Raw genomic sequence first — 23,996 nt, 5'->3', positions numbered from 1 at the left:
CATTCTACTAAGGCAAAATACGCCAAGTAGAACTGGCATAAAGATAGGGGCTCCCTCGTGTTGAGTTAGCCCCTTGTAGTATAGCTTATTTAGTTCCTATAATTCAATCAAATCATGCGGTACGCTAATCATATTTTCGTAACCATCTTTAGTGATTAGCACTTGGTCTTCAATCCGGACGCCGCCCCAATCAGGAATATAAATTCCTGGTTCAACTGTCATTACAGAATTTTCATCTAAGACATCATCATATTGTTCTGCCAAATAAGGCAATTCATGAACAAACAAACCAATCGAGTGACCGATGTTGCCATAAGTATATGGAATGTAGTCAGTGTCTTTCAAAGGTTCTAACGACGCACGATAAACATCCCGCACCGGTACACCCGCTTTTAAGACCTCTAACGACGCTTCTAAGCTGCGTTTTTCATATTCATAGACATCTCGCTGTTTTTCTGTAGCTTTGCCGACAACGACTGTCCGCGTCATATCTGACATGTAGCCATTAAACTGACAACCATAATCCATCAAAACAAAATCGCCGTATTCAATCGCTTTTTCAGAAGGAATGCCATGAAGCAATGACGTATTTGCGCCAGAAATTAAAATGTTACCGTAAGGTTGTGTGTCGGCCCCTTCTTGCACCATGTACATAGAAAGTTTAGCTGCCAATTCTTTTTCCGTTACCCCAACTTGGATATCTTCTAAAATACGATAAAATGCCCGACATGAGATTTCACAAGCATTGCGCATATATTGGATTTCTTCTGGTGATTTAACCACCCGCATCCGATCAATCACGCCGCCTGCTTGCACCAGTTCACTTTTAACTTTACTAGAAAAATCAGCATACATGTCATAAGTTAAATGATCGGCTTCAAAGGCAATTGATTTAATATTGTGTTTTTCTGCCAAATCAGCTACCGTATCTCCTACCGTACGTCCAGGCAAGCGCCAGTTAATAATTTCATAGTTAGGCACTTCTTTTGCTGCTTGTTCTGTGTAACGGGGATCAGTTAAAAAATACAATCCATCTTGTGTAATCAACATGTAGGAATCATCACCAGTCCAACCGCTGGCAAAGCGAATGTTCACCCGTTTGGCCAAAAAGAAGCCATCAATTTTTTCTTGAGCTAAATACGCGCGAATCTTTTCCTCGTTCATTTTCATACCTTCTTTGCTTTTATTTTTGAAAACAAAAACGCTTCCACAAATAAGCGTATCAAATTTTTCTGAGAAAATCACCACAGTTTTTAAGTAAATTTTTTAATCTACAAAAAAAACGACTCCCGCTAAAAGCGAAAATCGTTTCAAAAAATTATCTGCGGCTACGTCTGCGATTGCCATTTGTTTGACTATCCGCAATTCGACGGCTAACTGGTGCTTTTTTTCCAAAGGGTAAATGACGCATGAAAACGGTGGCTGCATAACCAGCTAACCAGATCCATAAAAAAAGTTCCACGGGAAACAATAGGAGGAACAAACACGCAACCGCAAAGGGTTGACGCAAGATTATTGCACAACTTGCAGCAGTAAAAATCGCCACTAACAGACCTTCAGAGTAGGGCAAAAGATTGGTAAGTGCTAATCCAAAAGCGACACTGGCAAAAATCATTGGGAAAATAGTTCCACCCCGCCAATTAAATGCCAAAGACATCATAGTCAAAGTAACTTTCCCTAATGCCATTATCAACAGCATCACAAAGCTTAAATTTTCAGCCTGACGAGTAAAAGATAATAAAGTATGCTCACCAGAAAATAATAAATTCGGTGCAAAGACGCCCACTAAGCCGAAAATAAATCCAGCTAAAATAGCTAACGGCAACGGATTCTTGATCCGGCGGTTAAATTTTTCCGCTTTTTCTTGCGCAAATATAAAAAACTGTCCGAATAAAGCGCCTAAAACGATCATCGGCGCAATCAGTAATAATCCTTGCCATGTAATCCCATTATCCATGCTGCGGATCGCAAAAACTTGTTCTTGTCCTGGCAGCAATTGATTCATCAGAAGATAACCTAAAAACCCGGCAAAGGTCGTGAAAATATAAATCACATAGCGCTTCAAGCGACTTTCAGTTAAATTTCGCCAATCATCAGCCTCCAATGTCCGGCCAATCCCAAACAAAGGCGCCATGAAAATGATTCCCAAAGTCGTTCCAACACCGAACTCTAGCAACTCTTCTCGGTATTCCGAAACAAAACCAATCCGGTCAGCCGCAAAAGTCAATAAGCCTGCCACAATCGCAATCAAAGCAGCTTCTGGTCCGACACTTGCTCCAAATAATAAAATCAAAAAGCCAGCAGCGGCATTCTTCCAAATCTGACCTTGTTTATAATCCACTCGATCCCGACTATAAAACTCCGACAATGTTTCATTGATCGAACGAGGGTAGGCTTTAAAACGTTGGGCAAACATTCCCACCAGTCCCCCACCAATCAAACAGATTAGTAAAGGATACAACGCCGGATCATTGATTAGACCGGGAATATAATCCCAAATAAAATTGTGACACAAGGTGACAATACTTAAAAATAGTCCAATCACTGCCCCACAAGCCAGCCCAAATAGCCCACTATAGGCAAAGTAACGTAACTTAAAATTATCCATAAATAAATACCTTTCAACATAGACTCTGTTACATTATATCAAAGCTTGCCATGATTAGTAGCTAAATTACGGGTTTTTTTCAGAAAATCAAGCGGATTTTACTAAAACTTTCCTTTTCTGAAAATTTTCTACCCGTTCCAAAGTAGCAGCCAGGTGGTCATTCACCTCATAACTGTCCACTAGAAACTGACGGATTTTTTCCACAAAGAAACCTTTCAAAAAGCTAAAGAAGAACGCTTCTGGTTGAGAAACATTGCCATAACGATAGATTTGTTCACAGGCTTTTGCTATAGCATCAGGTAAGCCGTTTTTAAAATAAGGATTGTTTTCAAAAGTTAAAGCCTCTGCTTCTGGCGGTAATCCAGCTTTAATAAATTGTTGATTAGCTACATATTTAGCTTTAAAGATTAAATCAACGAATTTTTTGGCTTTGAGATAGCGATTATCACAAAAAGGCAAAAAGCGCATAAAGGCTGTCTCAGGGATTAAATGAGCATAACGAGCCTGTAAACCAGCCAGCAAAGCGGCTTCTTTATCCACAGGTTGCTGTAATTTTTTAGGCGCTACGTCTGTTTCACTTGTTTTATTTGTTGTTTTTACTAGTTGTTTACTTGTACTTATCGGCAAATTTTGCGAACTGGTGCTAGCAGATTTTGCGTCTCGTGATTTATCCACAGTTTGCGGGGCGCGATAATTTTTGAAAGTAAATTTCATGACGGTCCCTTCTGCAGGAGCTTTTGGATTCGCCACATAAATCCGATAATTTTTTAAACCATGACGAACCACTTTAATTAAGCCAAGTTCAGCCAATTGGTTTCGTAAAGTTGTCACTTTTCGCTCAGAAATTCTTAAAACCTCGGATACTTCTGCATTACTATAGTAAATAAAGGGAATTTTTTCTTCATCCAGCCAGCTGCCATCTTGCAAACTATTGTGGATACTGCAAGTCATACGCTGGGTATAAAGAGCATGCAAAAAGATTGCCTCAATCGATAGATCGGCATATTGTGGATTATTTAAAAAATTAAAATCAATTGGTAAAAAATTGCTGTTGGGCAGATTATCTGCGGTCATAAATGTTGATGTAAGACTATTCATAATACTCACCTTTCTCTAGGAAAACTTAAGAAAAAGTTGGTGAAACTTCGTGGTTCAATAGTCTGAGGTGATTGAGATTTGAGTAAATTTGTGGTATACTAAATAGAGATTAGGAGAACGCCAAATTTTCACTAATCTTTAGGATTTAAACAATCTATTTTGACTACTGAATATGTTAATCGCCAAATTAACATCATTCACCGAAGAGTTTGAAGATCGCCAAATCTTTGAACTCTTTTTTTCTTTACGCATTTAGAATAATCGAAATAAAGCCTATTGTAAAGCAATTTATGAACATCTTTTTTTAGGGTAAACTTTTATAAAAGTTTCAAAGATGAATGAAGTAAACTTTATTAATTGTTTAAAGATAATTTAAGTTAACCCTAAAATCTTTTAAATCTTTCAATAAAGTAAACTTAAATAAAAGAAAAAAAAGTTTTTTAAAAAGGTCTTTTGTGGAAAAATATTGGTGAGTCGCTATCTATAATTGAATTATCCACAGGACAAGGCAGAATCCCCTTATTCAAAAAGTAAACTTTAAATCAAGTTTCAAAAGTAATAAAAGTAAACTTAAAATAAAGTGCAAAGATAAAAAAAGTAAACCGCAAACCTCTTAAAAGAAGGTTTTGCGGTTTACTTTTTTTGTAATTAATTCTCATCATTTTCTAATTCAGCAAATAATTTCTGATATTTAGGCTTCTCTTTATACTCTTCCATCGCGGCATCTTCGACTTGTTTTAAGAAGATTCGGTCGTCTTGCAGCAACTCTTTTTCTAAGTAATAATCGTATAAAAATTCAATCACTTTGTCTGGTGTATAGCCGTCAAATTTAGAATCAATCAAGCCTTGTAGTCGGATTTTTGTTTGAGCAGAGATTTTTTGCATTTCGAGTGCTTTTTTTCGAGGATCATTATATTGGCGCTTGCGTCCCCTTTTAGCAGGCGTGCCCTTTTCTCGATTGGCTCTTTGTTCCTGGGCAAGTGCTTTTTGCTGATTCAGCAAGTGCGTTTCCCGTAAGCTACTGGTGTTTTCTATATTCTTTGCTGACAATAATTCCTTTGAAGTTGGCTTTGGTGCAGGTGCTTTCTTTTCCTCATTGGAATACTGGGACATTTTTTCGATCCCTTTATTCTTCTTGTTGGCAGTTAAAAGGGAGTCTAGCTTCATTTTTTTTGCCATTTAGCTCTCCCCTCCCCTACTCTTCACCGCTTAGTAAGCGACGATGTTGATCGATTTCATCTAAAATTGACAAGAAAACTTCATGAGCTCGACGGTCCCATTGCTCTACTTTGCCGTTTTTGTTGATTTCATAAGTAATACCAGAGCCATCGTATCGTTTCAAACGGCTTTGATTTAAGACAACGGTGTCTAATAAATGATTACCGTATAAATCTCTGGCTGCATGATAGATTTCTTGGTCAACTGAGTCTCTTTTTTGCATCATGAAAGGCACAATACCCACCACTTCTAGGCTAGTATCGTATTGTTCAATGAAAAAGTTCATGTAATCAATATAGTTTTGTGCCCCTTTTAGAGATTTTACTTGGGTTTGCAAGATGACAATAACGTATTCAGCCACATACATAGCAGCATTTGAATAAGTACTAATTGTCGGTGGTACATCAATGTAAATGACATCATAAATATCTTTTAATGGCGCAAATAGCTTTTCCATATACTGAAATTGAGCCAATTTATCAGAGGGATACTTTTCGATCATGTAATCTGGAAAATCAGAAAAAGAGATATTTGCAGGAATCAGATCCAAATTGGGGATGATATTGTAAATGGAATCATTAATGTCCCCGCCCCTAACTGCTTCCCAAATCGTATTGTCGAATTCATCAGGTAAATCGTGGGTACCAAAATTCTCAGCAGTTAACTTTAAAACGTCACTGGTATTGCCCTGAGGATCCAAATCGATAACTAAGGTTTTTCGTTCAGTCTGATAGGCGCTCTCGAATGAGAGCATTTGTACAGTGGTAGATTTACCTACCCCACCTTTAAAATTACCAACGACATATGTTTCAGCTTTCTTATTTGCCATAAGGTAAACTCCAATCTATTTTATATTCAAATAAAGTTTACCATATAATAGTTCGTTTGTAAAAGTTTACTTCAACTTTTTTTTTGTGGTAAACTGTAATAGATATTAAAAGTAACCTTAATAAAGTTAAAAAAGTATACTGAAAAGATTTAAGGAATACTCTTTGATACATGGGTAAACTTTAATTAAAAAGAGTAAACTTTTAAACAATTGTAGTAAACTTTTATGACAATAAAAAAGTATACTTCAAATAAAATAGGTAAACTCTATTAGAATATAAAAGTGAACCTATATAAATCGTTTTAAGTACACTTTATATATTTAGAGTATACTCTATAATTTAAACAAAAGGTAAACTTTATATATATCTAAAAGGTAAACTTTAAATTAAAACACTGATATAAAAGCTTTATTTGAGGTTAACTTAATTATTAAAAAGTTTACCCAATCAAATAGAAAAGTTTACTGAAATTCTTTTAGGATAACTTTATATCATCATAAAGTAAACTTCTATATAAAAGAGGTAAACTATTAAAGAAATGAAGTAAACTAAAATAGTCATTTAAAGTATACTTCAAAATTTAATTTAAAGTACACTTTAAATTAAAAAAGTTAATCATAAAACATCAAGAGTATACTTCAATTGAAATAAAGTAAACCTAATATATGTGGGTAAACTTTAATTCAGTATAAAAGGTAAACTTCAAATAAAAGAAGTAAACTTAATTATGATATTTAAAGTACACTTCAAATATTTAAGGTAAACGAAATATAAAAAATAAGGTATACTCTAAATTAAAAGAGTATACCTTATTTAATTTAATAAAGTAAACTTCAATAAAAAAGTAAACCTCAAAAATATCAGGTAAACAATTTTTTAATTACTGCAGTGATTGTAAGGAGAATAAAAAGTAAACTGCAATTATAAAAGTTTACCTTAAAATAGTATGATTGAGTTTACTTTGAAAATAAAAGTAAACCACAAAAAAACCAATTGAGGTATACTCAATTGGTTTTGAAGTAAACTTTTTAAAGACTTTCGATAACTTGAATGGCTGCGAAGACATCTTCAGCCGTTACATCAGGATCAACCATGTTGAAGGTTTCATTGGCAGAAGCCGCGTGGTTGACCACTTTTATAAGACTTTCTTGGCTAGTATCGGCTACATTTAATGCAGCTAATTTTAATGGTAAACCGGTAGCTTGGTAGAAGGGAATCAGTTTTTGGATTTCGTCATGCTCTTGAGTGTGTGCCAATTGGACTAGAATGCCGTATGCGACCTTTTTACCATGTAATTGATTATGAGTTGCTTCAATATAAGAAAGGCCGTCATGAACAGCATGAGCACCTGCGCTACGTCCATAAGTTGCAGCAAAGCCACCAGTTTCACCAGCGAGTGCGATGATGCAGTCTGTGATGCGTCCAAAGGCTGGAGATAGGCGTTTATTTTTTAAATCGTCAATCGCTGCGACGGAATCTTGTAGTAAAATGTCTAAGATTGCTTTAGCAGCAGCAATTCCAAGGCGTACATAAGCTGATTTTTTATCCTCACTTAAGCGACGAGTAATGCCGTCAATTTCGTACCATTTTGCTAAAGTATCACCGATTCCAGCGATAAAGTAGTCTACCGGTGTCACTTCTAATAAAAAGTCCCAGTCTACTAATGAAAGAAATGGTGCGCGAGTGATATAGCCAATTGAACGGAAAGTTCGATCGGGATGGTAAACTGCTACGATTGGTGTAAATGGCGCACAGTTTGAAATCAATGTTGGAATCAAAATGTATTCTACATTTAAAACTTCGGCTGTCATTTTGGCAGCGTCTAATAGACGACCGCCACCGATAGCTAAAATAACGTCTACTTGACCGATTTCATCTGCTAAACGCTGCGCATCTTCGCGACTGGCTGTTTCGTCATAGCGATAAATCGGGTAGGGTAGTTCTTCTTTATAGTAGCTAGTGAAAACTTCGTAAGATTTTTTTCCAGTAATTACAGCAATTTTTTCAAAAGAAGCCAAGTATTCTGGTAATTCTTCTAAAATATTTTGTCCACTGACGTAACGATTGGCGCCAGGACGGACTTCGTTGGCAATATTCATGTATTCATCTCCAGTTCTTAAATTTTGTTTATTGTAATCTTCTGAATTATTAAAGTCAAATGTGATTTCAATAAATATTTGTGTTGACAAATGAGATGTTAATGAGTATTATAACTTCAACAAGACAACTGAAAGAAAACGTGTGGAAGAGAAAAGTAAGTTTCATGTTTCTTTGTAGAGAGTCTCCGCCTGGTGAAAGGAGATAAGAAGCTGAGGTTGAAAAATGGTCTCTGAACGGCATTGTCGATAAGTAGGCAGTGACGGAGTAGCTTCCGTTAACAATGCTCTAGTATCAATGGTACTAGTCAAGGTAGCTTTTGCTGTGAGGCGGCTACGAATTAAAGGTGGTAACGCGACTTGCTCGTCCTTTTTGCTCAATAAATTTGGGTAGAGAGGGCGAGTTTTTTCTTTTAGTAATAAAAAATTAGGGGGACATTTTCATGAAAGCAGGAGTATTTAAGAAAGCGACAATTTTTGGTGGGATAGCATTAGCAGCAGCGGTTTTATTATCAGGGTGCGGCGCATCGAAATCAGGTTCAGATGAAGCGTTAAGCACAAAAGAAATTTCAGTTGGGGTGACAGCGGGACCTCACGAACAAATTATGGAAAATGTAGCCAAGTTAGCAAAAGAAGATGGTTTAACGATTAAATTAACTACTTTTGATGATTATAATACACCGAATACAGCTTTAAATGATGGTGACTTGAATAGTAACAGTTATCAAACGATTCAGTTTTTAGATCAGCAAGTGGAAGATCGTGGCTATGACATCGTACCGGCTTTCAAAACCATCTATGCTTTAATGGGAATTTATTCAAATAATGTTGATAGCGTAGAAGATATTCCTGATGGTGCAAAAATTGGCGTACCCAATGACCCAAGTAATGAATATCGGGCATTGAAATTATTGGAGACAGCTGGTTTGATTAAATTAAAATCTGGCTTAAATGAATCAGCGACTAAAAATGACATCGCTGAAAATCCAAAAAACTTGGACATTCAAGAATTAGAAGCTTCTCAAATCGTAAATCAATTAGATGATTTAAGTGCTGCAGTGGTCAACGGAAACTTTGCTGTAAATGCTGGTTTAAGTGTGGAAGACGATGCAATTTTCGGTGAACCAACAGAAGGAAACGAGTATTACAACGTTTTTGCTGTACAAAAAGGTCATAAAGATGATGAAGTCGTTAAAACAATCAAAAAATATTACCAATCGGCTGAAAATGTGAAATACATCGAAGATACCTTTAAAGGAGCAATCGTTCCGGCGTTTGAATAACCATCTGAGGCGAAGCTGCGGCTTCGTCTTATCGTTTTTTTTTAGAGTTTTTAAAGTGGAGGAAATTTTATGATTGAGTTGAAAAATGTATCAAAAACTTATGTACAAAAAAAGCGTCAGATTGAAGCCGTTAAGCCAGTTAGTTTAACGATTAATAAAGGCGAAATTTTCGGAGTGGTAGGTTATTCAGGTGCTGGGAAATCCACCTTGATTCGGATGGTGAACTTTTTGGAGCCACCAACGACTGGCGATGTTTTAGTTAATGGTAAAAACCTAAACCAGTTGTCAAAAAAAGAATTGCTATTGGCGCGTCGTAAAATCGGCATGATTTTTCAAGGTTATAATTTGTTATCGACTGCGACAGTTTATGACAACATTGCGAAGCCTTTAAAATTAGAAGGTCTTTCCGCCGATGTGATTAAAGAACGGGTAGATAAGTATTTAACCTTGGTAGGCTTGACTGATCGCAAGGATAATTATCCGGCGCAACTTTCTGGCGGACAAAGACAACGGGTGGCAATTGCACGGGCATTGGCACATGAACCGGAGATTTTGTTGTCAGATGAAGCGACAAGTGCGTTAGATCCGGAGACGACTGAATCAATTTTAGAATTATTGCTGAAAATTAATCAAGAATTAGGGATCACAATTTTCTTGATTACCCATGAAATTGATGTAGTGACACGAATCTGTGATCGCGTTGCGGTGATGGAAGAGGGTGCCGTGATTGAAGAAGGTCCAGTGATCGATGTCTTTACGCGACCAAAGAGTCCGACCACCAAACGATTTATTGGTGCCAATGAAAGTTACAATGTACCTGAAGATGTCTTGGCAGAAGCGAAAGCAACGGGTCGTTTGTTGAATCTGCAATTTATTGGTGAAAAGGCGACGACACCAATCTTGTCACAAGTATCCAAGGATTATCCGATTGCGGCGAATATTTTAAGCGGCAATATCAGTTATTTGAAGGAAAAACCTCATGGACATCTGTTAGTGCAGCTAGAGGGTGGCAGTGAGGCTGAGTTTCAAGCAGCTAAAGCATATATTGCATCGCAAGGCGTTTTTATTGAGGAGGTTAAGTAGATGAGTCAATTGATTTCAGAATGGGGTAGTGTGATTTATGAAGGGATTGGTCAAACCTTAATCATGGTGGGAATCGCCTTGGCGTTTGCGATTATTTTTGGGATTCCATTGGGGGTTTTGCTGGTGATGACGCGAGCAGAAGGGTTAACTCCTAATACAGTGATTTATTCAATTGCCAACACGTTGATCAATATTTTTCGCTCATTACCATTTATTATTTTACTATTTTTAATTTTACCAGTGACACGTTTCTTAGTGGGGACAACCATTGGGGTTCCTGGCGTGCTGCCTCCACTGATTTTATATACGACGCCGTATTTGGCTCGTCTAGTGGAAACCTCGTTGTTAGAAGTTGATCCTGGCGTGATTGAAGCTTACCAATCAATGGGGATTAGCAATTTTAATATTGTTAAAACAGTATTGTTAAGAGAATCGCGAGGCGGAATTATTCGTGGTTTGACGATTGCTTTGATTGGTTTAATCGGTGCGACAGCGATGGCTGGTTTAGTTGGGGCAGGTGGACTTGGGAGTATTGCTTATCAATATGGTTATTTGAGAAATGAACCGAGTGTGATGTATGCCACCATCGTGATCTTGATTATTTTGGTACAATTGGTACAAACGGTGGGTAATCTCATCGCAAATCAATTAGATCGGAGCAAATAATATGAAGATCACAGTCATGCAAATCGATTTAGCCTTTGGTGAACCAGAAAAAAACTTTGCCCATATTAAGGAAATTTTTTCCCAGCAAACTTTTCAGCCTAATCAATTAGTCGTCTTACCAGAAATGTGGAATACTGCTTATGATTTGACTCGTTTGTCAGAGATTGCTGATGAAGAGGGGATGGAGACCCAAGTATTTTTTGCTGAATTAGCCCAAACCCATCAGATTTATATCGTGGCAGGTTCAATTGCTCGTAAAGTGGGTGCAGAATTTTTTAATACGGCTTACACTTTCAATCCAAAAGGGGAAATCGTGGGTGACTATGACAAAGTCCATTTGTTTGGCTTGATGGCAGAAGATCAATATTTGGCTGCCGGTGATCAAGCAACTTCTTTTGATTGGGCAGGACATCAAGTTTCCACAGTGATTTGTTATGACTTGCGCTTTCCAGAATGGTTTCGCAAACAAGGGACGACAGGAACCGAACTGTTTGTTGTACCAGCACAATGGCCGAAGCAACGGATTCAAGTCTGGCGAAAACTATTACAGGCGCGAGCAATTGAAAATCAATGCTATGTTTTAGGGGTTAATCGAGTGGGGAGTGATCCCAACAATCAATTTAATGGTCATTCCATGTTGGCTGATCCTTTTGGGGAAATCGTGATGGAATTGGGCGAAAACGAAACAGTTCTTCAGACGGAAATTGATTTTTCACGATTAAAAGAAGCCCGTAAAGATATTCCTGTTTTCAACGATCGCCGACCAGAATTATACTAATTACTTTCTCAAAAGTTGGTTCTTTCTAACTTTTGAGGATTTTTTGTTTTTGAATGCAAACATGTTAAAATAAAGCACAATAATTAATGAGGTGAACAAGGATTTGGCAAAATTTTATGCAATTAAGGTCGGCAAAAAAACCGGCATCTTTACAACTTGGGAAGAAACCAGCCGCTTAGTCAAAGGTTATCCCGGCGCAAAATATAAATCTTTTCCTACAAAAGCAGAGGCGCAAAACTATTTAGAAGCTCCTAAAGTAACGGATGATTTCAGTGGGTATTCGGCTTTTGTGGATGGCTCCTTCAATAAAGGCAAACAACAATACGGCTCTGGTGTCGTTATTTTGAATAATGGTGAAGTGGTAGATGAACTATCGATTCCTGGAAATGATGCAACTTTTCTCGATAGTTTTCAGATTGCTGGCGAAGTGATCGCCTCACTGGAAGCGGTCAAATGGGCGGTGGATCATCAGCTAGACAAAATCATCATTCATTACGATTATCAAGGCATCGAATCTTGGGCCGTCGGTGATTGGAAAACCAATAAACCGATATCTCAGTTTTATAAAAAGGAATTTGATCAAGTAAGCCGCAATATCAGTGTCTCATTTGTCAAAGTTAAAGGACATTCTGGCGATAAATACAATGATCGAGCAGATTATTTAGCAGGAATGGCGGCAAATGCGTAATTTACAACTGAAAAAATAAAATGCTTGTCGAAGAAATAAAAGGATTAAATTAATTTAAAAGAATCTTCACAGGTTAGATAGTTTTCCTAACTTTTGGAGATTTTTATTTTTGCTTAAAAAGTTTGTGGTAAACTGCCATTTAATAGCTGTTAGAGAAATGAGGAAACCAGATGAAAGCCAAAGATTTATTAGTAAGTTTACAAGTGGCTAGTAGTGAGCCCAATCAAGTACCTGTGATTTCCTTTGTTTATTTGCCTGCGAAAAATCCGATTAATCGTTTAGAAATGATTGTTTTAGCTGATCGGATCGTTTTAAAAGCCAATCCGCGGGTTAAGCCTTTGACTTTGAGTGCTTTTGTGCGGGTTTTGAATCGGAAGAAAGAAGCCTATTTATATGCAGATGATCAGGTTATTTTTGGCTATAAAATAGTAGATACAGGAATTATGTTAGGATAAAATCCTAAATAGTTTTGAAAACTAGATTGAATTATTTTTGAAATCATGATATATTGTCTGTAGAAATGAACGAGGTGAAATTATGGTTGAATTTAGTAAGAAATATTTGATAACTAACGAAGTATTGAATGCAGTGACCCATGGTTTGGCGGCGATTTTGAGTATTGTCGGGCTGGTGGTCTTGCTGCAAAAAGCCAATACCACGTTGAGTTATGTTTCCTTTATTATTTATGGTCTTTCGTTGTTTCTACTATTTTTAGCCTCGACATTATTTCATTCGTTGATTTTTACTAAGGCAAAAAAAGTTTTTCAAGTCTTTGACCATTGTTCGATCTATCTATTGATTGCTGGCACGTACACACCATATTGCTTATTACGAATTCCCGGAGCAAAAGGTATCATTATTTTGACAGTGATTTGGGTGGCAGCGATTAGCGGTATTGTTTATAAAAGTGTCACTTTAAAACGGCAGAACAAAGTTTCAAAGGTCTCGACGATTTTATATAATGTGATGGGCTGGGCGATCGTTTTTGCTTTGCCGACACTGTATCATTCCATCGGATTAAAGGCGTTGATTTTACTATTCTTCGGCGGTGTCGCATATTCGGTTGGTTCATTATTTTACACCATGAAAGATAAAAAATTCACCCACGTCATCTGGCATTTGTTTGTGATGTTGGGGGCAGTCTTGATGTTCTTATCAATCTGTCAATTTTAAAAATAAAATCCTAGAAGCTGAATCATCGGCTTTTGGGATTTTTTTATTTTATAGAAGACTTCACTACTTAGAACGAATCTGGGAGATAGAAGTTACTATTTATATTATTCGCGTAAAAACAAAGGAGGCTATGATACCTCGGATGTTTCATGTGAAAACTTATTATTCTTAAATCATTATACAGAACCTGGATATGGGAATAATTACTATCTTTTCACCGGCGTTTATAAAAAGAGAAATACGTACTATAAGCATGCAAAATCAACAGAAAATGACTTTGAGAAACTAAGTATGGGTAAACAATTTATTGGAAGATTGATTTTTAAAGCTGATTCTGAAATTAGGAATAGTTTTCTTTAAATACGAAACTGTTGTAACTTTATTAAGTGTTTATGAACTTCCAGTAGAAAGCAATATGAGTGATTTTCCAGCTGATGCTAATATTTTAGGTAACTTTTCACAGCTTAAACAGCTTGCTCCACTATCAAATGTGAATGCTATCTGTTTACAAACTGATTTAGCAACAAGGAAGCATTATGTAGGTTCATCTTCTGGAAATAGCAACGGATTGTGGTAAAGATGGATGCAATACGCAAAAGGGGATCATGCCGGAGGAGATGTTGATTTGATAATTGTTGTAAAAGAAAAAGGGAATAATAAAGTCAAAATTATATTCAATATTCAATTTTAGAAATCTTTGATACACGAGTAGACTTTGATAGTGTGATTTACCTTAGAGAAGAATTTTGGAAACAGACCCTTGATACTAGAGTTCATGATTATGATAAAAATTAGAATATAAAAGTGTTCCCTAGAGTTATAAGGGAACACTTTCATTCTTAATAATATTGACTCATATTTAAAATATGTTTATAGATAATTCAAAGTATTAATAGTATCGTATAGTGTTTGATACTGATTTCTTAATTCGTTATCAGAAATATTTGCCTTGTTTAACACTGTATGTGATTGTGCTATAACTTGTTGTAATTTTGCGAAATCTGCACTTCCGACTTCTGTTTCAGTGATACTCTCAGCTACTAAAGTTAGAGTTTCCAAATGAGTATACATTGAAACTGCATAAAATTGTACATCTTCATTAAGCCATCCAGAACGCAATAAACCATCGTGTTCGTCTTTATTAATGGTGAACATATGGGATCCAGCTGCTACAGCATTTTTATTATAGCTACGATATACGGCTGTGTCTTTACCCTCAGAACTAAAGAAAGATCTTCCTTCTTGTAGCCATCCTTGTTGCTTTAACCAGTTATATTCGACGATACTTTTAGTGTAAAAATGATCTCCTGCATTAGGATTATAAAGACGGTATACTTCTTCTCCGCTAGTGGGTGTCATCCATGCAAGTCCCTCTGTTATCCATCCTTGTTCTTCTAACCATTCGGTTTCTTCAAAACTTTCAGTTAAAAAGTGCTCACCCGTATTTGGATTATATTCTCTCCATAAAAAATTTACGCTTGGAATTGACGTATTATAAACTTCCGATACATCAGCATTTGCGCTTGTATCAAACAATCCACCTAACCCCATAGATGCCAATAAACCTATACCTAAAAATACTTTTTTCATATAACTCCTCCTTGTGTAATAAAATTTTGAAATATTTTGGAAATTAATTATACCATATGAACTTATTAAGTAGCAGTCATCTCTAATTATTGTATGTTTCAATTTATAGATATATAAAGTTATTTAAAATTACCAATTAAATTACGCCTGCATCAGGTTAACTTTTTATGATTTTATTATGTCAACTAAAAAAATTATTCAATTAACATAAAAAAATAGATTTTCTATTTATAAATAATTCTTAATGTACTCTAAATGAATTTAGTTCTTATAAAATATCTATTTTTTGGAAAAATCAATTAACAGTTAAAAAATTATTAAATTCATTTTATTGTTAAATAAAATGAATTTATTTCGTTTATTGGAATAAAAGTTGAAATAATTATTGGTTTTGGTTAAAATATAAAATATTGACTGGTATTTTATTAATATTTTTAATAGTGAGTTCTGAATTATGTTTACTATTAATTGCACCATTCAATATCAGAATATCGAAGGTGACACTATTTCATCTAATGTGATTAAGTCCGGTAATGTTGGGGGTGCTATACATCAGAAAAACTAAGTATTAATTTTGTTTAAACAGTCATACTGTTTTCAGGAACATTTACTACTGATCCACAAACTATACTATTCGCAATACTTAGCGGGGAAATTCTAATCATCGGTGTTTTTATAATATATAGTAAATTTAAAATAAAAAAAAGACTGTAAATTAACCGATATAATCTCACAATCACGCGATATCCAAAATATTTTAAATAAATAATTTATAGGAGAACAAAATGAAAAAATCATATAGTTTATTATGTATAATCATAATAATGTTAGGTCAATTAATTTTGCCGATTTCTGCTGCTGCTGAAACAACTACAAGTTATAGTGAAGCAATTGATACCTGGATGCCCGATAAAAATTTACAAAAAGCGGTGGCTGAGAAGTATAATGTTGATGTTGATCATTTAACAAAAGAAATATTAGAAAACAATCAAGAATCCTATGTGGACCTTATGCTAACAGATGATCTTAACACAGCCAGTGATAGCGGACGTTACTATGTAGAAAATTTGAAAGGTTTAGAATTTATTTCAGGAATGTTAAATGTAGATATTAGCTTGTATCATACAACTAATACATTTATGAGTATAGATCAATCCTACTTTTTAGATATCAAAAATAATGCAAAAAGAAATCATACGATTTTTAATGAAAATTATAACTCGGAATTCACAAATTTTTCTCTATTTTGGGATTATTTAAATGGTGATAATACTTATTCATCTTTTTCTTTAGCTGACAGTCAGTCAATAAATCGAACAACTAATTTACGTTTAGAAACAACTATCGATGACTACAGAAATATAGTCCTACCTATTTCTAATTTTTATCAAAAAGGAACACCATTTTCGGAATCATATAGTGGTGCAATCTTGTCCATAGATCCATTAGAAGCGGTATGGGACAATGATTTTGATACAACAGAAGAGGCAGAAAACCCGTTAAATTTTTTGGATTATGTATATGTTTCTCAAGAAAACATAAAGTTAGTTTATGCTATATATCTAGAAAATGATAATTTGGTTTTTAAATTAAAGAAAGGTGATATCGATTTATCAGATATTGATTTAGATGAACCTTTAAGTACTAGTTTATCGTTATATCATATGTTAATACCTACTAGAAGCTTATTAGGTAATTATCGTTTTAGTACACAATTAAACACAGATATATATTTGAAAAAACCTATAGAAATAGGAGAGAATGTAACTATTCAATATCAAGATACAGAAGGTAATACCCTTGCACCTAACGAGGTTAAATCTGGTAATGTTGGGGATCCTTATACATCAGAGGAACTAACTATTGATGGTTATACATTTAAAGAAGTTAAAGGTAATGCTTCAGGAACATTTACTACTGATCCACAAACGGTTACCTACGTTTATACAAAGGATCCTGTTAAAAAAGCGGAGGTAACTATTCAATATCAAGATACAGAAGGTAATACCCTGGTACCTAACGATGTTAAATCCGGAAATATTGGTGATACTTATACATCAGAAGAACTAACTATTGATGGTTATACGTTTAAAGAAGTTAAAGGTAATGCTTCAGGAACATTTACTACTGATCCACAAACGGTTACCTACGTTTATACAAAGGATCCTGTTAAAAAAGCGGAGGTAACTATTCAATATCAAGATACAGAAGGTAATACCCTGGTACCTAACGATGTTAAATCCGGAAATATTGGTGATACTTATACATCAGAAGAACTAACTATTGATGGTTATACGTTTAAAGAAGTTAAAGGTAATGCTTCAGGAACATTTACTACTGATCCACAAACGGTTACCTACGTTTATACAAAGGATCCTGATAAAGGTGGTGGAGTAACTATTCAATACCAAGACACCGAAGGCAATACTATTGCACCTAACGATGTTAAATCCGGTAATGTTGGGGAACCTTATACATCAGAGAAACTAACTATCGATGGTTATACGTATAAAGAAGTTAAAGGACAAGCTTCAGGAACATTTACAACTAATCCACAAACGGTTACCTACGTTTATACAAAGGATCCTGATAAAAAAGCTGAGGTAACTATTCAATATCAAGATACTAAAGGTAATACTATTGCACCTAATGTGGTTAAATCCGGTAATGTTGGGGAACCTTATACATCAGAGAAACTAACTATTGATGGTTATACGTTTAAAGAAGTTAAAGGAGCTGCGTCAGGAACATTTACAACTGATCCACAAACGGTTACCTACGTTTATACGAATAATCAGGTCTCTTCTGTAATTCCCACAGATAGTAATATACCTATTAATTCAAAACCAATAATGAAATTTCTTCCTCAAACTGGTGAATCAAAGACTATATTATTCACATTACTTGGTGGAGTAATTCTAGTCATTGGAATAGGTATATTTATTTCAAGACAAAAAAAAATTAGATAAAAAATTCATTTCATACTTGAGCTAATTGCCAACTATTGAAAGAAAATCAATAGAGTAATTCACGCGGATAGGTGTTCTTTTGCCTAGCCGCGTCTTTGTTGTATGTAGGATTTTTTTATGGTTTAATCAATAGTATTATTTTTTCTGGCTTAGTATATTTTTGATTCCATATAGAAATCTATGAAAAAATAATCAGATAAAGCATACACATTCTCGTAATAGATGCTCAGAAGATAATGCTAGAATTGAGTGTTTTCACTTGAATTAGAAGCGTGGACATATAAACTTCCAAGCGTTTATGCAAATAGGTGGAGCAATAATTGGAATTGATAACTATATTCGTTGGTACAATAATGATTGGATTTCATTAGTTATAGGGAACTAAGGAACAATGGTACAATATGCCAATTAAGTAGCAGACTATCTGAGACAGATGAAAAATTATGTATGATATCTTATTTGAAAAAATAATGAGTTACTTTGCCTTGGGGTTCAAGCGGAGGCGCAAAGTATCGAAGGCAGCACGATTATTTACAGCGTATTATCTACAATCTAGAAAAGGGTTGTACGTTGGACTATGTTACTGGAAATATTAAATAAAGAGGGGTATGTATGAAAAAAATAGTTAAAACAATCCCTTTGATTCTTTTATTATTAATTGGATTAGCTTTAATTTTTAACAATCAGATAAAAAATTTTATCATTAGTAAAACAAGTGAACAGTATCAAGTCTCCAATGTAACAAAAAAAGAAATACAAGAAAATAAAAAAAAGAAAGAAACTTTTGATTTTGATGGAGTGCAACCCATCAGTAGTGAAGCTGTATTAAAAGCTAAATTATCTAACAAACGCTTACCAGTTATTGGCGGAGTAGCGATACCTAGCGTAGCTATCAATTTACCCATATTTAAGGGATTATCCAACGAAGCATTGTTGTGGGGTGCTGGTACGACTAAAGAGAATCAGCAAATGGGAGTGGGTAACTATGGATTAGCAAGTCACCATGCTTATGAGGATGATTTATTATTTTCACCTTTAGGAAAAGTTAATTTGGGCGCAACTATCTACTTAACTGACTTAGAAAATATTTATGAGTACAAAGTCACTTCAAAAGAAAAGGTGGATCCCACAGCAGTCCAATGGCTAGATGAAGTACCTGATAAATCATTAGTTACTTTAGTTACATGTGGAGATGTGAGTGGAATAAACAGAGTAATTGTTCAAGGAGAGTTACAGCAAATAGTACCTGTATTAAGTGCTGATAAAGACATGACAAATGCTTTTAATATGGAAGAAAAAACCTATTAATAGGAAAGAGGTTCTAATTTGATTTCATTTTTAATAATCCTAATGTTGCTTTATTTTATAAGAAAGCAATTCTCGTATGAATCCGTTAGTAAATTAACTTATTATTTTTTGCCCTCTTTTTCCTTGCTACAAGTGATCTTTCAATTTCATTACAGTCAAAATAATTTAATCATTTTACTTTTATGTATTTTTATTGGTTCCTCAGTAGGCTATTATCAAGCAAAATATGCAATGATCAGGCAGCACTTAATCCCGATGTATGTTTACTTTGACGATAATGGTGAAAAAAAGAATATATATAAAAATCAAGTGGCCGTGAAAGGTGGTCTACATTATTTGATCGGTTGGATTACCATTTTTGTGATTCAAGTGGTAATCCAAGTAATTTTTACAGCCAGTAAGGTTCAATTAAATTCAGCACTTTATGGGGAACTACTTGAGGATTTATTTTCTATATATAGATTACAAGATTTTCAGAAAGGATCACAGGCTTGGTTCACGTGGTCTTTATATGGTTTTTCTAGTCTGTCATACCTTTTATTCTTGTGTAAGAGAAACATAGTTATTAAAGAAGTTCTTTTCCATACTAATAAAGAAATCATAGAGTAATTATATTCAATATTCATCTATCTTAATTAAAATGCTGTAAATTGTAAGTGTTACTTTAGCATGGAAGTTAATTGAATCTTAGTTATGATTAGACATAAAACGTATTTAAGCCTAGTATTGAGTAAAATGAAGATACAAAAATATATCTTTTAAAGAAGGAATGAATGCTATGAAAACATGTACTAAAATTGGAATTGGTGTACTAACTATTGCTGGTGCATACGCTACAATTAACTGTTCAGAAAAAATACTAGGTAAGTTTGAACGTGAGGTAACTCGCTACAAAACTAAAAAAGTTGTTAAAGATAAATTTAATGGTAACGAAAAATTATTAGATATTGTTGATGATTTATCTGATAGCGAGCTAGACTCACTTAATCAAATCATTAAAAACGTTAAAACTAGTCGAGAAAAAGTTAAAGAAATGGGAAAGAAGATAAAAGATACTGCGGGAATTGTATTGTAATAGAAAGTCTTTAATTCCTTGAGTCTATAACATAAGTCTCCGAAAAAACTCCAGAAATGGCGGAAAACCGTCCATTTCTGGAGTTTTTTTGTAAAATAGCAGTGGTAATCGTACTCTCAATCATTCAATCTCCGAAAGGAATTAAAGTAAATATGCTCACTTTGGATATCTCAACTTGCTATTACCCAAAAGAAGATAATACCACTTAGTTTATCAATGAACGCGTCGAATCCCTTGAAATCAATGAGCTTGATCTTTTTTGGCGTCCTCGAAATTATGATCTGTGCGGGAAGATTAAAGCTAGTTCTTTTCCCCTCAATTTCAATCCGTACCGAACAAATACGCAAAAAATCTATAGCTATGCTCGAGATATCAAAGAGTACAAACAGAAAAATATACTAAAAAAGAAACAATTCAAGAAGCGTTAATCCAAGGTGGCAATACGTACATCATTAAGGTTAGTCCTTTGACGGATTATTTTAATGTAAACAATGAGCTTTACTTTCAGAACTTAAAAATGGAAAAATCTGCGCAATAAGAAAAATTGATCTAGAACCAGTCTTTGCGTGAATGAGGGCTGCGTTGTATGGAGGGATGGGAGAGGTGAAGAAAGAACCAATCCTCCTATTAGGGCATTAAATATGAGCACTCTAGCTGCAAGAAAATATATCAACATTTTGAGTACGTAAATAAGTTGGCTCCCAGAAATCATTTACAGTTTCCAGGAGCCAACTTTTTCAAAATAACAACTATGACTTATGTTACGTTCCCTTTATGATTTGTGGGCATTAAACTTATCTCCCAGTCAATTATGGATGTTAGAAGTTCACTAAATATATTAAATATAAAATAATGATTATTTAAGAGATCAAGACATCAGTACATTATAAGAGTAGTTAATTTCATGTTTCCATCCTCTTTATTTTCGCTATATAAGTGCCTCTCATTGATTTTAAATTGAATATTATAATTTATTTAAATAACACTTGTAGTATGTCTGCTCCATATTTTTGTTGATAAACTACACTAGTTACATTTAAATTTAGCTACAATAAAATAATCAAAAAAGAAAGAGGATAACTATGAAGAAATTAATTTTTATACTGGCGCTACTCTTTAGTTTTATAACTGTTACAAAGACAGTACATGCAGAAACTACTATACTACCTCCTAATCCTATAACCAATGTTCGAATTGATGCAAATTTAAAAAATAATGCAGAAGTAAAGTTGGATAACTTAGATATGCTTAATTCTAGACTTTATACCTTAGTGGACAATGAAAAAAATTTATATTTTTGTTTAGATGAAAGTAAATATTATCCTACTGGAAATGATTATCGGGCGGATTTAAATGAAAAACTACCTAGTTCTGTTTTATGGTTAATGGAAAATTTTTATCAAAATCAAGGAAAAAATGAAGAAGTTAAAAATATCCCTGCCTACAAAGATGCAAATGAATTGACCAGATATGCTGCTACTCAAATTGTTATATGGAAATTTACTGGAGGAAAATTTAGTGACAAGTTACTCACATCGAATCCGATAGTTAATGAACTATATAATGAAGCAAAAGCAAAACCAACTGATGACCACTCTTATCAAGAAATGATTGATAGATTGAACAATGTCGAAATAAATGCCAGTGAGATAACTCCTCATGGGGAAGATGGCGATAATTATCTTTACAAACTTCAATTTGAAGATAATTTAGACTCGGAAACGGAAAAACTATTTAAAATTGATAGTAACGAGACCAATATTAATGTTCAATTATACAAAAATTCTACTATAGAAAATATTACCAAAGATGTGACAATTGAAAATAATTATCAAGATCGTACTATTTTAATAAATATCCCAAAAACACTTATTGATGATAATCCTTCAGAAGATGCTAGTCTTTATTTTAATATAGATTCTGCTCTTGTGACGAGACAACCTTATTATTTGGTATTTGGGACCACAGGGTTTGTACAACCTATTGGAGGATATCAACCTATTAAAAAAATACTAACCACAAGAGCTAGTATTGATTTAAACACCTCCAACAAATCATTTTCAGTCCTAAAACACTGGGATGATAATAATAATCAAGATGGAAAAAGGCCTGAAGGCTTAAAAGTGCAATTGTATCAGAGTGATACACCCTATGAATATACAAATACAGAGGCCACTACGTCTGGTAAGGAAAACAAATTTGGTGATACACAATTATTAAACCAAGAGAATGGATGGGAATATATTTGGGCAAATTTACCAGCAGAGAACGATCAAGGAGAAAAATTATATTATACTGCTAGAGAAGAATTAAATGAAAATTCTGGTTATGATCTCACGATAAAAGATACAGATAATGGCAATGCTATTCTTCTAACCAATTCAAATGATCCTGAACAAATTAATTTAGCCGGAATAAAAAAATGGGACGATGCTAATAATCAAGATGGCATTCGCCCAAATAATATATCAATCAATTTGTTGGCCGACGGGGAAGCTATTCAAACTACGACTACTAATGAAAATTTAGGATGGTCATATGAATTTACTGATTTACCGAAATTTAAAAATGGAAAAGAAATTGTCTATACTGTTGAGGAACAGGATGTGCCTGGGTATACCACAAGTATAGATGGCAACACAATTACGAATGCCCATACACCTGAGTTAACAAAAATTGATGGTAAAAAAGTTTGGAATGATAGTAATAACCAAGATGGAAAGCGTCCAAATGCTATTACTGTAAATCTTTTAGCAGATGGAAGTAAAATAGATTCAAAAGTAGTGACTGAAAAAGAAAACTGGACCTACCAGTTTACTAATCTGGCTAAGTATAAAGAAGGACACGAAATAGTTTACACAGTCACCGAAAATACGATTCCAGACTATTCAACTAGTATTAACGGTACAACAATTACAAATAGCTATACGCCAGGTAAAACAAGTGTCACTGTGACAAAAGCTTGGGATGATCGTAATAATCAAGATGGTCTTCGCCCCGAGGGCATTAAAGTGCAATTATATGCAGATGGGGAGAAGTTAAAATCGCCTGTACTACTGAATGATTCCAATAATTGGACAACTACATGGGATGACTTACCTGAAAAAGAAGCAGGAAAAACAATTGAATATACAGTTAAAGAAGTAGACAAATTGGATGGATATGATGTTAGCGTCAATGACCATGATAAGGGTAATATTATCATTACGAATGCCCATACACCTGAGTTAACAAAAATTGATGGTAAAAAAGTTTGGAATGATAGTAATAACCAAGATGGAAAGCGTCCGAATTCTATTACTGTGAATCTTTTAGCGGATGGAAGTAAAATAGATTCAAAAGTAGTGACTGAAAAAGAGAACTGGACCTACCAGTTTACTAATCTGGCTAAGTATAAAGAAGGACACGAAATAGTTTACACAGTCACCGAAAATACTATTCCAGACTATTCAACTAGTATTAACGGTACAACAATTACAAATAGCTATACGCCAGGTAAAACAAGTGTCACTGTGACAAAAGCTTGGGATGAT

General features: G+C 34.5%; 19 protein-coding genes, 1 pseudogene and 1 other annotated feature. Of the genes and pseudogenes, 13 read left to right on the top strand and 7 right to left on the bottom strand.

Going from position 1 to position 23,996, the window contains the following annotated elements; genetic code table 11:
• Positions 1-96: 96 nt before the first annotated feature.
• The 6 genes from KUA55_RS06955 to KUA55_RS06930 form a co-directional block, all read right to left on the bottom strand.
• Entirely contained in the window at positions 97-1,164 is a 1,068-nt protein-coding gene (locus tag KUA55_RS06955) for a M24 family metallopeptidase (RefSeq protein WP_218325479.1), read from the bottom strand.
• A gap of 154 nt (positions 1,165-1,318) precedes the next feature.
• Positions 1,319-2,608, bottom strand: a complete 1,290-nt coding sequence (locus KUA55_RS06950) for a chloride channel protein (RefSeq protein WP_218325478.1) — start codon at positions 2,606-2,608, stop codon at positions 1,319-1,321.
• A gap of 87 nt (positions 2,609-2,695) precedes the next feature.
• Entirely contained in the window at positions 2,696-3,706 is a 1,011-nt protein-coding gene (locus tag KUA55_RS06945) for a replication initiator protein A (protein WP_218325477.1), read from the bottom strand.
• Positions 3,707-4,354: 648 nt separating this feature from the next.
• Positions 4,355-4,885, bottom strand: coding sequence for a hypothetical protein (locus KUA55_RS06940; protein WP_218325476.1), 531 nt, complete (start codon positions 4,883-4,885; stop codon positions 4,355-4,357).
• 16 nt (positions 4,886-4,901) lie between these two features.
• Positions 4,902-5,753, bottom strand: a complete 852-nt coding sequence (locus KUA55_RS06935) for a ParA family protein (protein WP_218325475.1) — start codon at positions 5,751-5,753, stop codon at positions 4,902-4,904.
• Between the two features lie 1,029 nt (positions 5,754-6,782).
• The gene (locus KUA55_RS06930; RefSeq protein WP_218325474.1) at positions 6,783-7,853 is read right to left on the bottom strand and encodes an iron-containing alcohol dehydrogenase family protein; all 1,071 of its coding nucleotides are present in this window, start codon (positions 7,851-7,853) and stop codon (positions 6,783-6,785) included.
• 134 nt (positions 7,854-7,987) lie between these two features.
• Positions 7,988-8,225 (top strand) — a binding site (T-box leader).
• 68 nt (positions 8,226-8,293) lie between these two features.
• Here KUA55_RS06930 and KUA55_RS06925 point away from each other — a divergent pair.
• From KUA55_RS06925 to trhA, 7 genes are all read left to right on the top strand, one after another.
• A complete protein-coding gene (locus KUA55_RS06925) occupies positions 8,294-9,133 on the top strand; it encodes a MetQ/NlpA family ABC transporter substrate-binding protein (protein ID WP_218325473.1) in 840 nt (279 codons plus the stop codon).
• Between the two features lie 69 nt (positions 9,134-9,202).
• Positions 9,203-10,216 carry a methionine ABC transporter ATP-binding protein gene (locus KUA55_RS06920; protein WP_218325472.1) on the top strand — a complete coding sequence of 338 codons (1,014 nt, stop codon included), beginning with the start codon at positions 9,203-9,205 and terminating at the stop codon, positions 10,214-10,216.
• Positions 10,217-10,882, top strand: coding sequence for a methionine ABC transporter permease (locus tag KUA55_RS06915; RefSeq protein ID WP_218325471.1), 666 nt, complete (start codon positions 10,217-10,219; stop codon positions 10,880-10,882).
• 1 nt (position 10,883) lies between these two features.
• Positions 10,884-11,660 (top strand): carbon-nitrogen family hydrolase, encoded by a 777-nt coding sequence (locus KUA55_RS06910; protein ID WP_218325470.1) that lies wholly within the window; start codon positions 10,884-10,886, stop codon positions 11,658-11,660.
• A gap of 103 nt (positions 11,661-11,763) precedes the next feature.
• Entirely contained in the window at positions 11,764-12,348 is a 585-nt protein-coding gene (locus tag KUA55_RS06905) for a ribonuclease H1 domain-containing protein (RefSeq protein ID WP_218325469.1), read from the top strand.
• 170 nt (positions 12,349-12,518) lie between these two features.
• Complete coding sequence (locus KUA55_RS06900; protein ID WP_218325468.1) at positions 12,519-12,803, top strand: hypothetical protein; 285 nt, start codon at positions 12,519-12,521, stop codon at positions 12,801-12,803.
• Between the two features lie 82 nt (positions 12,804-12,885).
• Positions 12,886-13,521, top strand: coding sequence for a PAQR family membrane homeostasis protein TrhA (gene trhA, locus KUA55_RS06895; protein ID WP_246601431.1), 636 nt, complete (start codon positions 12,886-12,888; stop codon positions 13,519-13,521).
• 870 nt (positions 13,522-14,391) lie between these two features.
• On the opposite strand, the gene KUA55_RS06890 is transcribed toward trhA, so the two are convergent.
• Positions 14,392-15,111, bottom strand: a complete 720-nt coding sequence (locus tag KUA55_RS06890) for a hypothetical protein (protein WP_218325467.1) — start codon at positions 15,109-15,111, stop codon at positions 14,392-14,394.
• A 785-nt stretch (positions 15,112-15,896) separates the two neighbouring features.
• On the opposite strand from KUA55_RS06890, the gene KUA55_RS06885 reads away from it, so the two are divergent.
• The 6 genes and pseudogenes from KUA55_RS06885 to KUA55_RS06865 form a co-directional block, all read left to right on the top strand.
• Entirely contained in the window at positions 15,897-18,080 is a 2,184-nt protein-coding gene (locus KUA55_RS06885) for a MucBP domain-containing protein (RefSeq protein WP_218325466.1), read from the top strand.
• Positions 18,081-18,276: 196 nt separating this feature from the next.
• Positions 18,277-18,465 (top strand): annotated as a pseudogene (locus KUA55_RS18300) (IS3-like element IS1520 family transposase); the annotation flags it as partial.
• A gap of 227 nt (positions 18,466-18,692) precedes the next feature.
• Positions 18,693-19,388, top strand: a complete 696-nt coding sequence (locus tag KUA55_RS06880) for a class A sortase (protein WP_218325465.1) — start codon at positions 18,693-18,695, stop codon at positions 19,386-19,388.
• 18 nt (positions 19,389-19,406) lie between these two features.
• The gene (locus KUA55_RS06875) at positions 19,407-19,997 is read left to right on the top strand and encodes a hypothetical protein (protein WP_218325464.1); all 591 of its coding nucleotides are present in this window, start codon (positions 19,407-19,409) and stop codon (positions 19,995-19,997) included.
• 169 nt (positions 19,998-20,166) lie between these two features.
• Positions 20,167-20,463 carry a hypothetical protein gene (locus KUA55_RS06870; RefSeq protein ID WP_218325463.1) on the top strand — a complete coding sequence of 99 codons (297 nt, stop codon included), beginning with the start codon at positions 20,167-20,169 and terminating at the stop codon, positions 20,461-20,463.
• A gap of 1,082 nt (positions 20,464-21,545) precedes the next feature.
• A partial coding sequence (locus KUA55_RS06865; RefSeq protein WP_218325462.1) for a Cna B-type domain-containing protein occupies positions 21,546-23,996 on the top strand: 2,451 nt, incomplete at its 3' end.

This window comes from Enterococcus alishanensis (genome assembly GCF_019218635.1).
Lineage (GTDB): Bacteria > Bacillota > Bacilli > Lactobacillales > Enterococcaceae > Enterococcus_A > Enterococcus_A alishanensis.
This window is presented reverse-complemented; position numbering and strand designations above follow the sequence as displayed.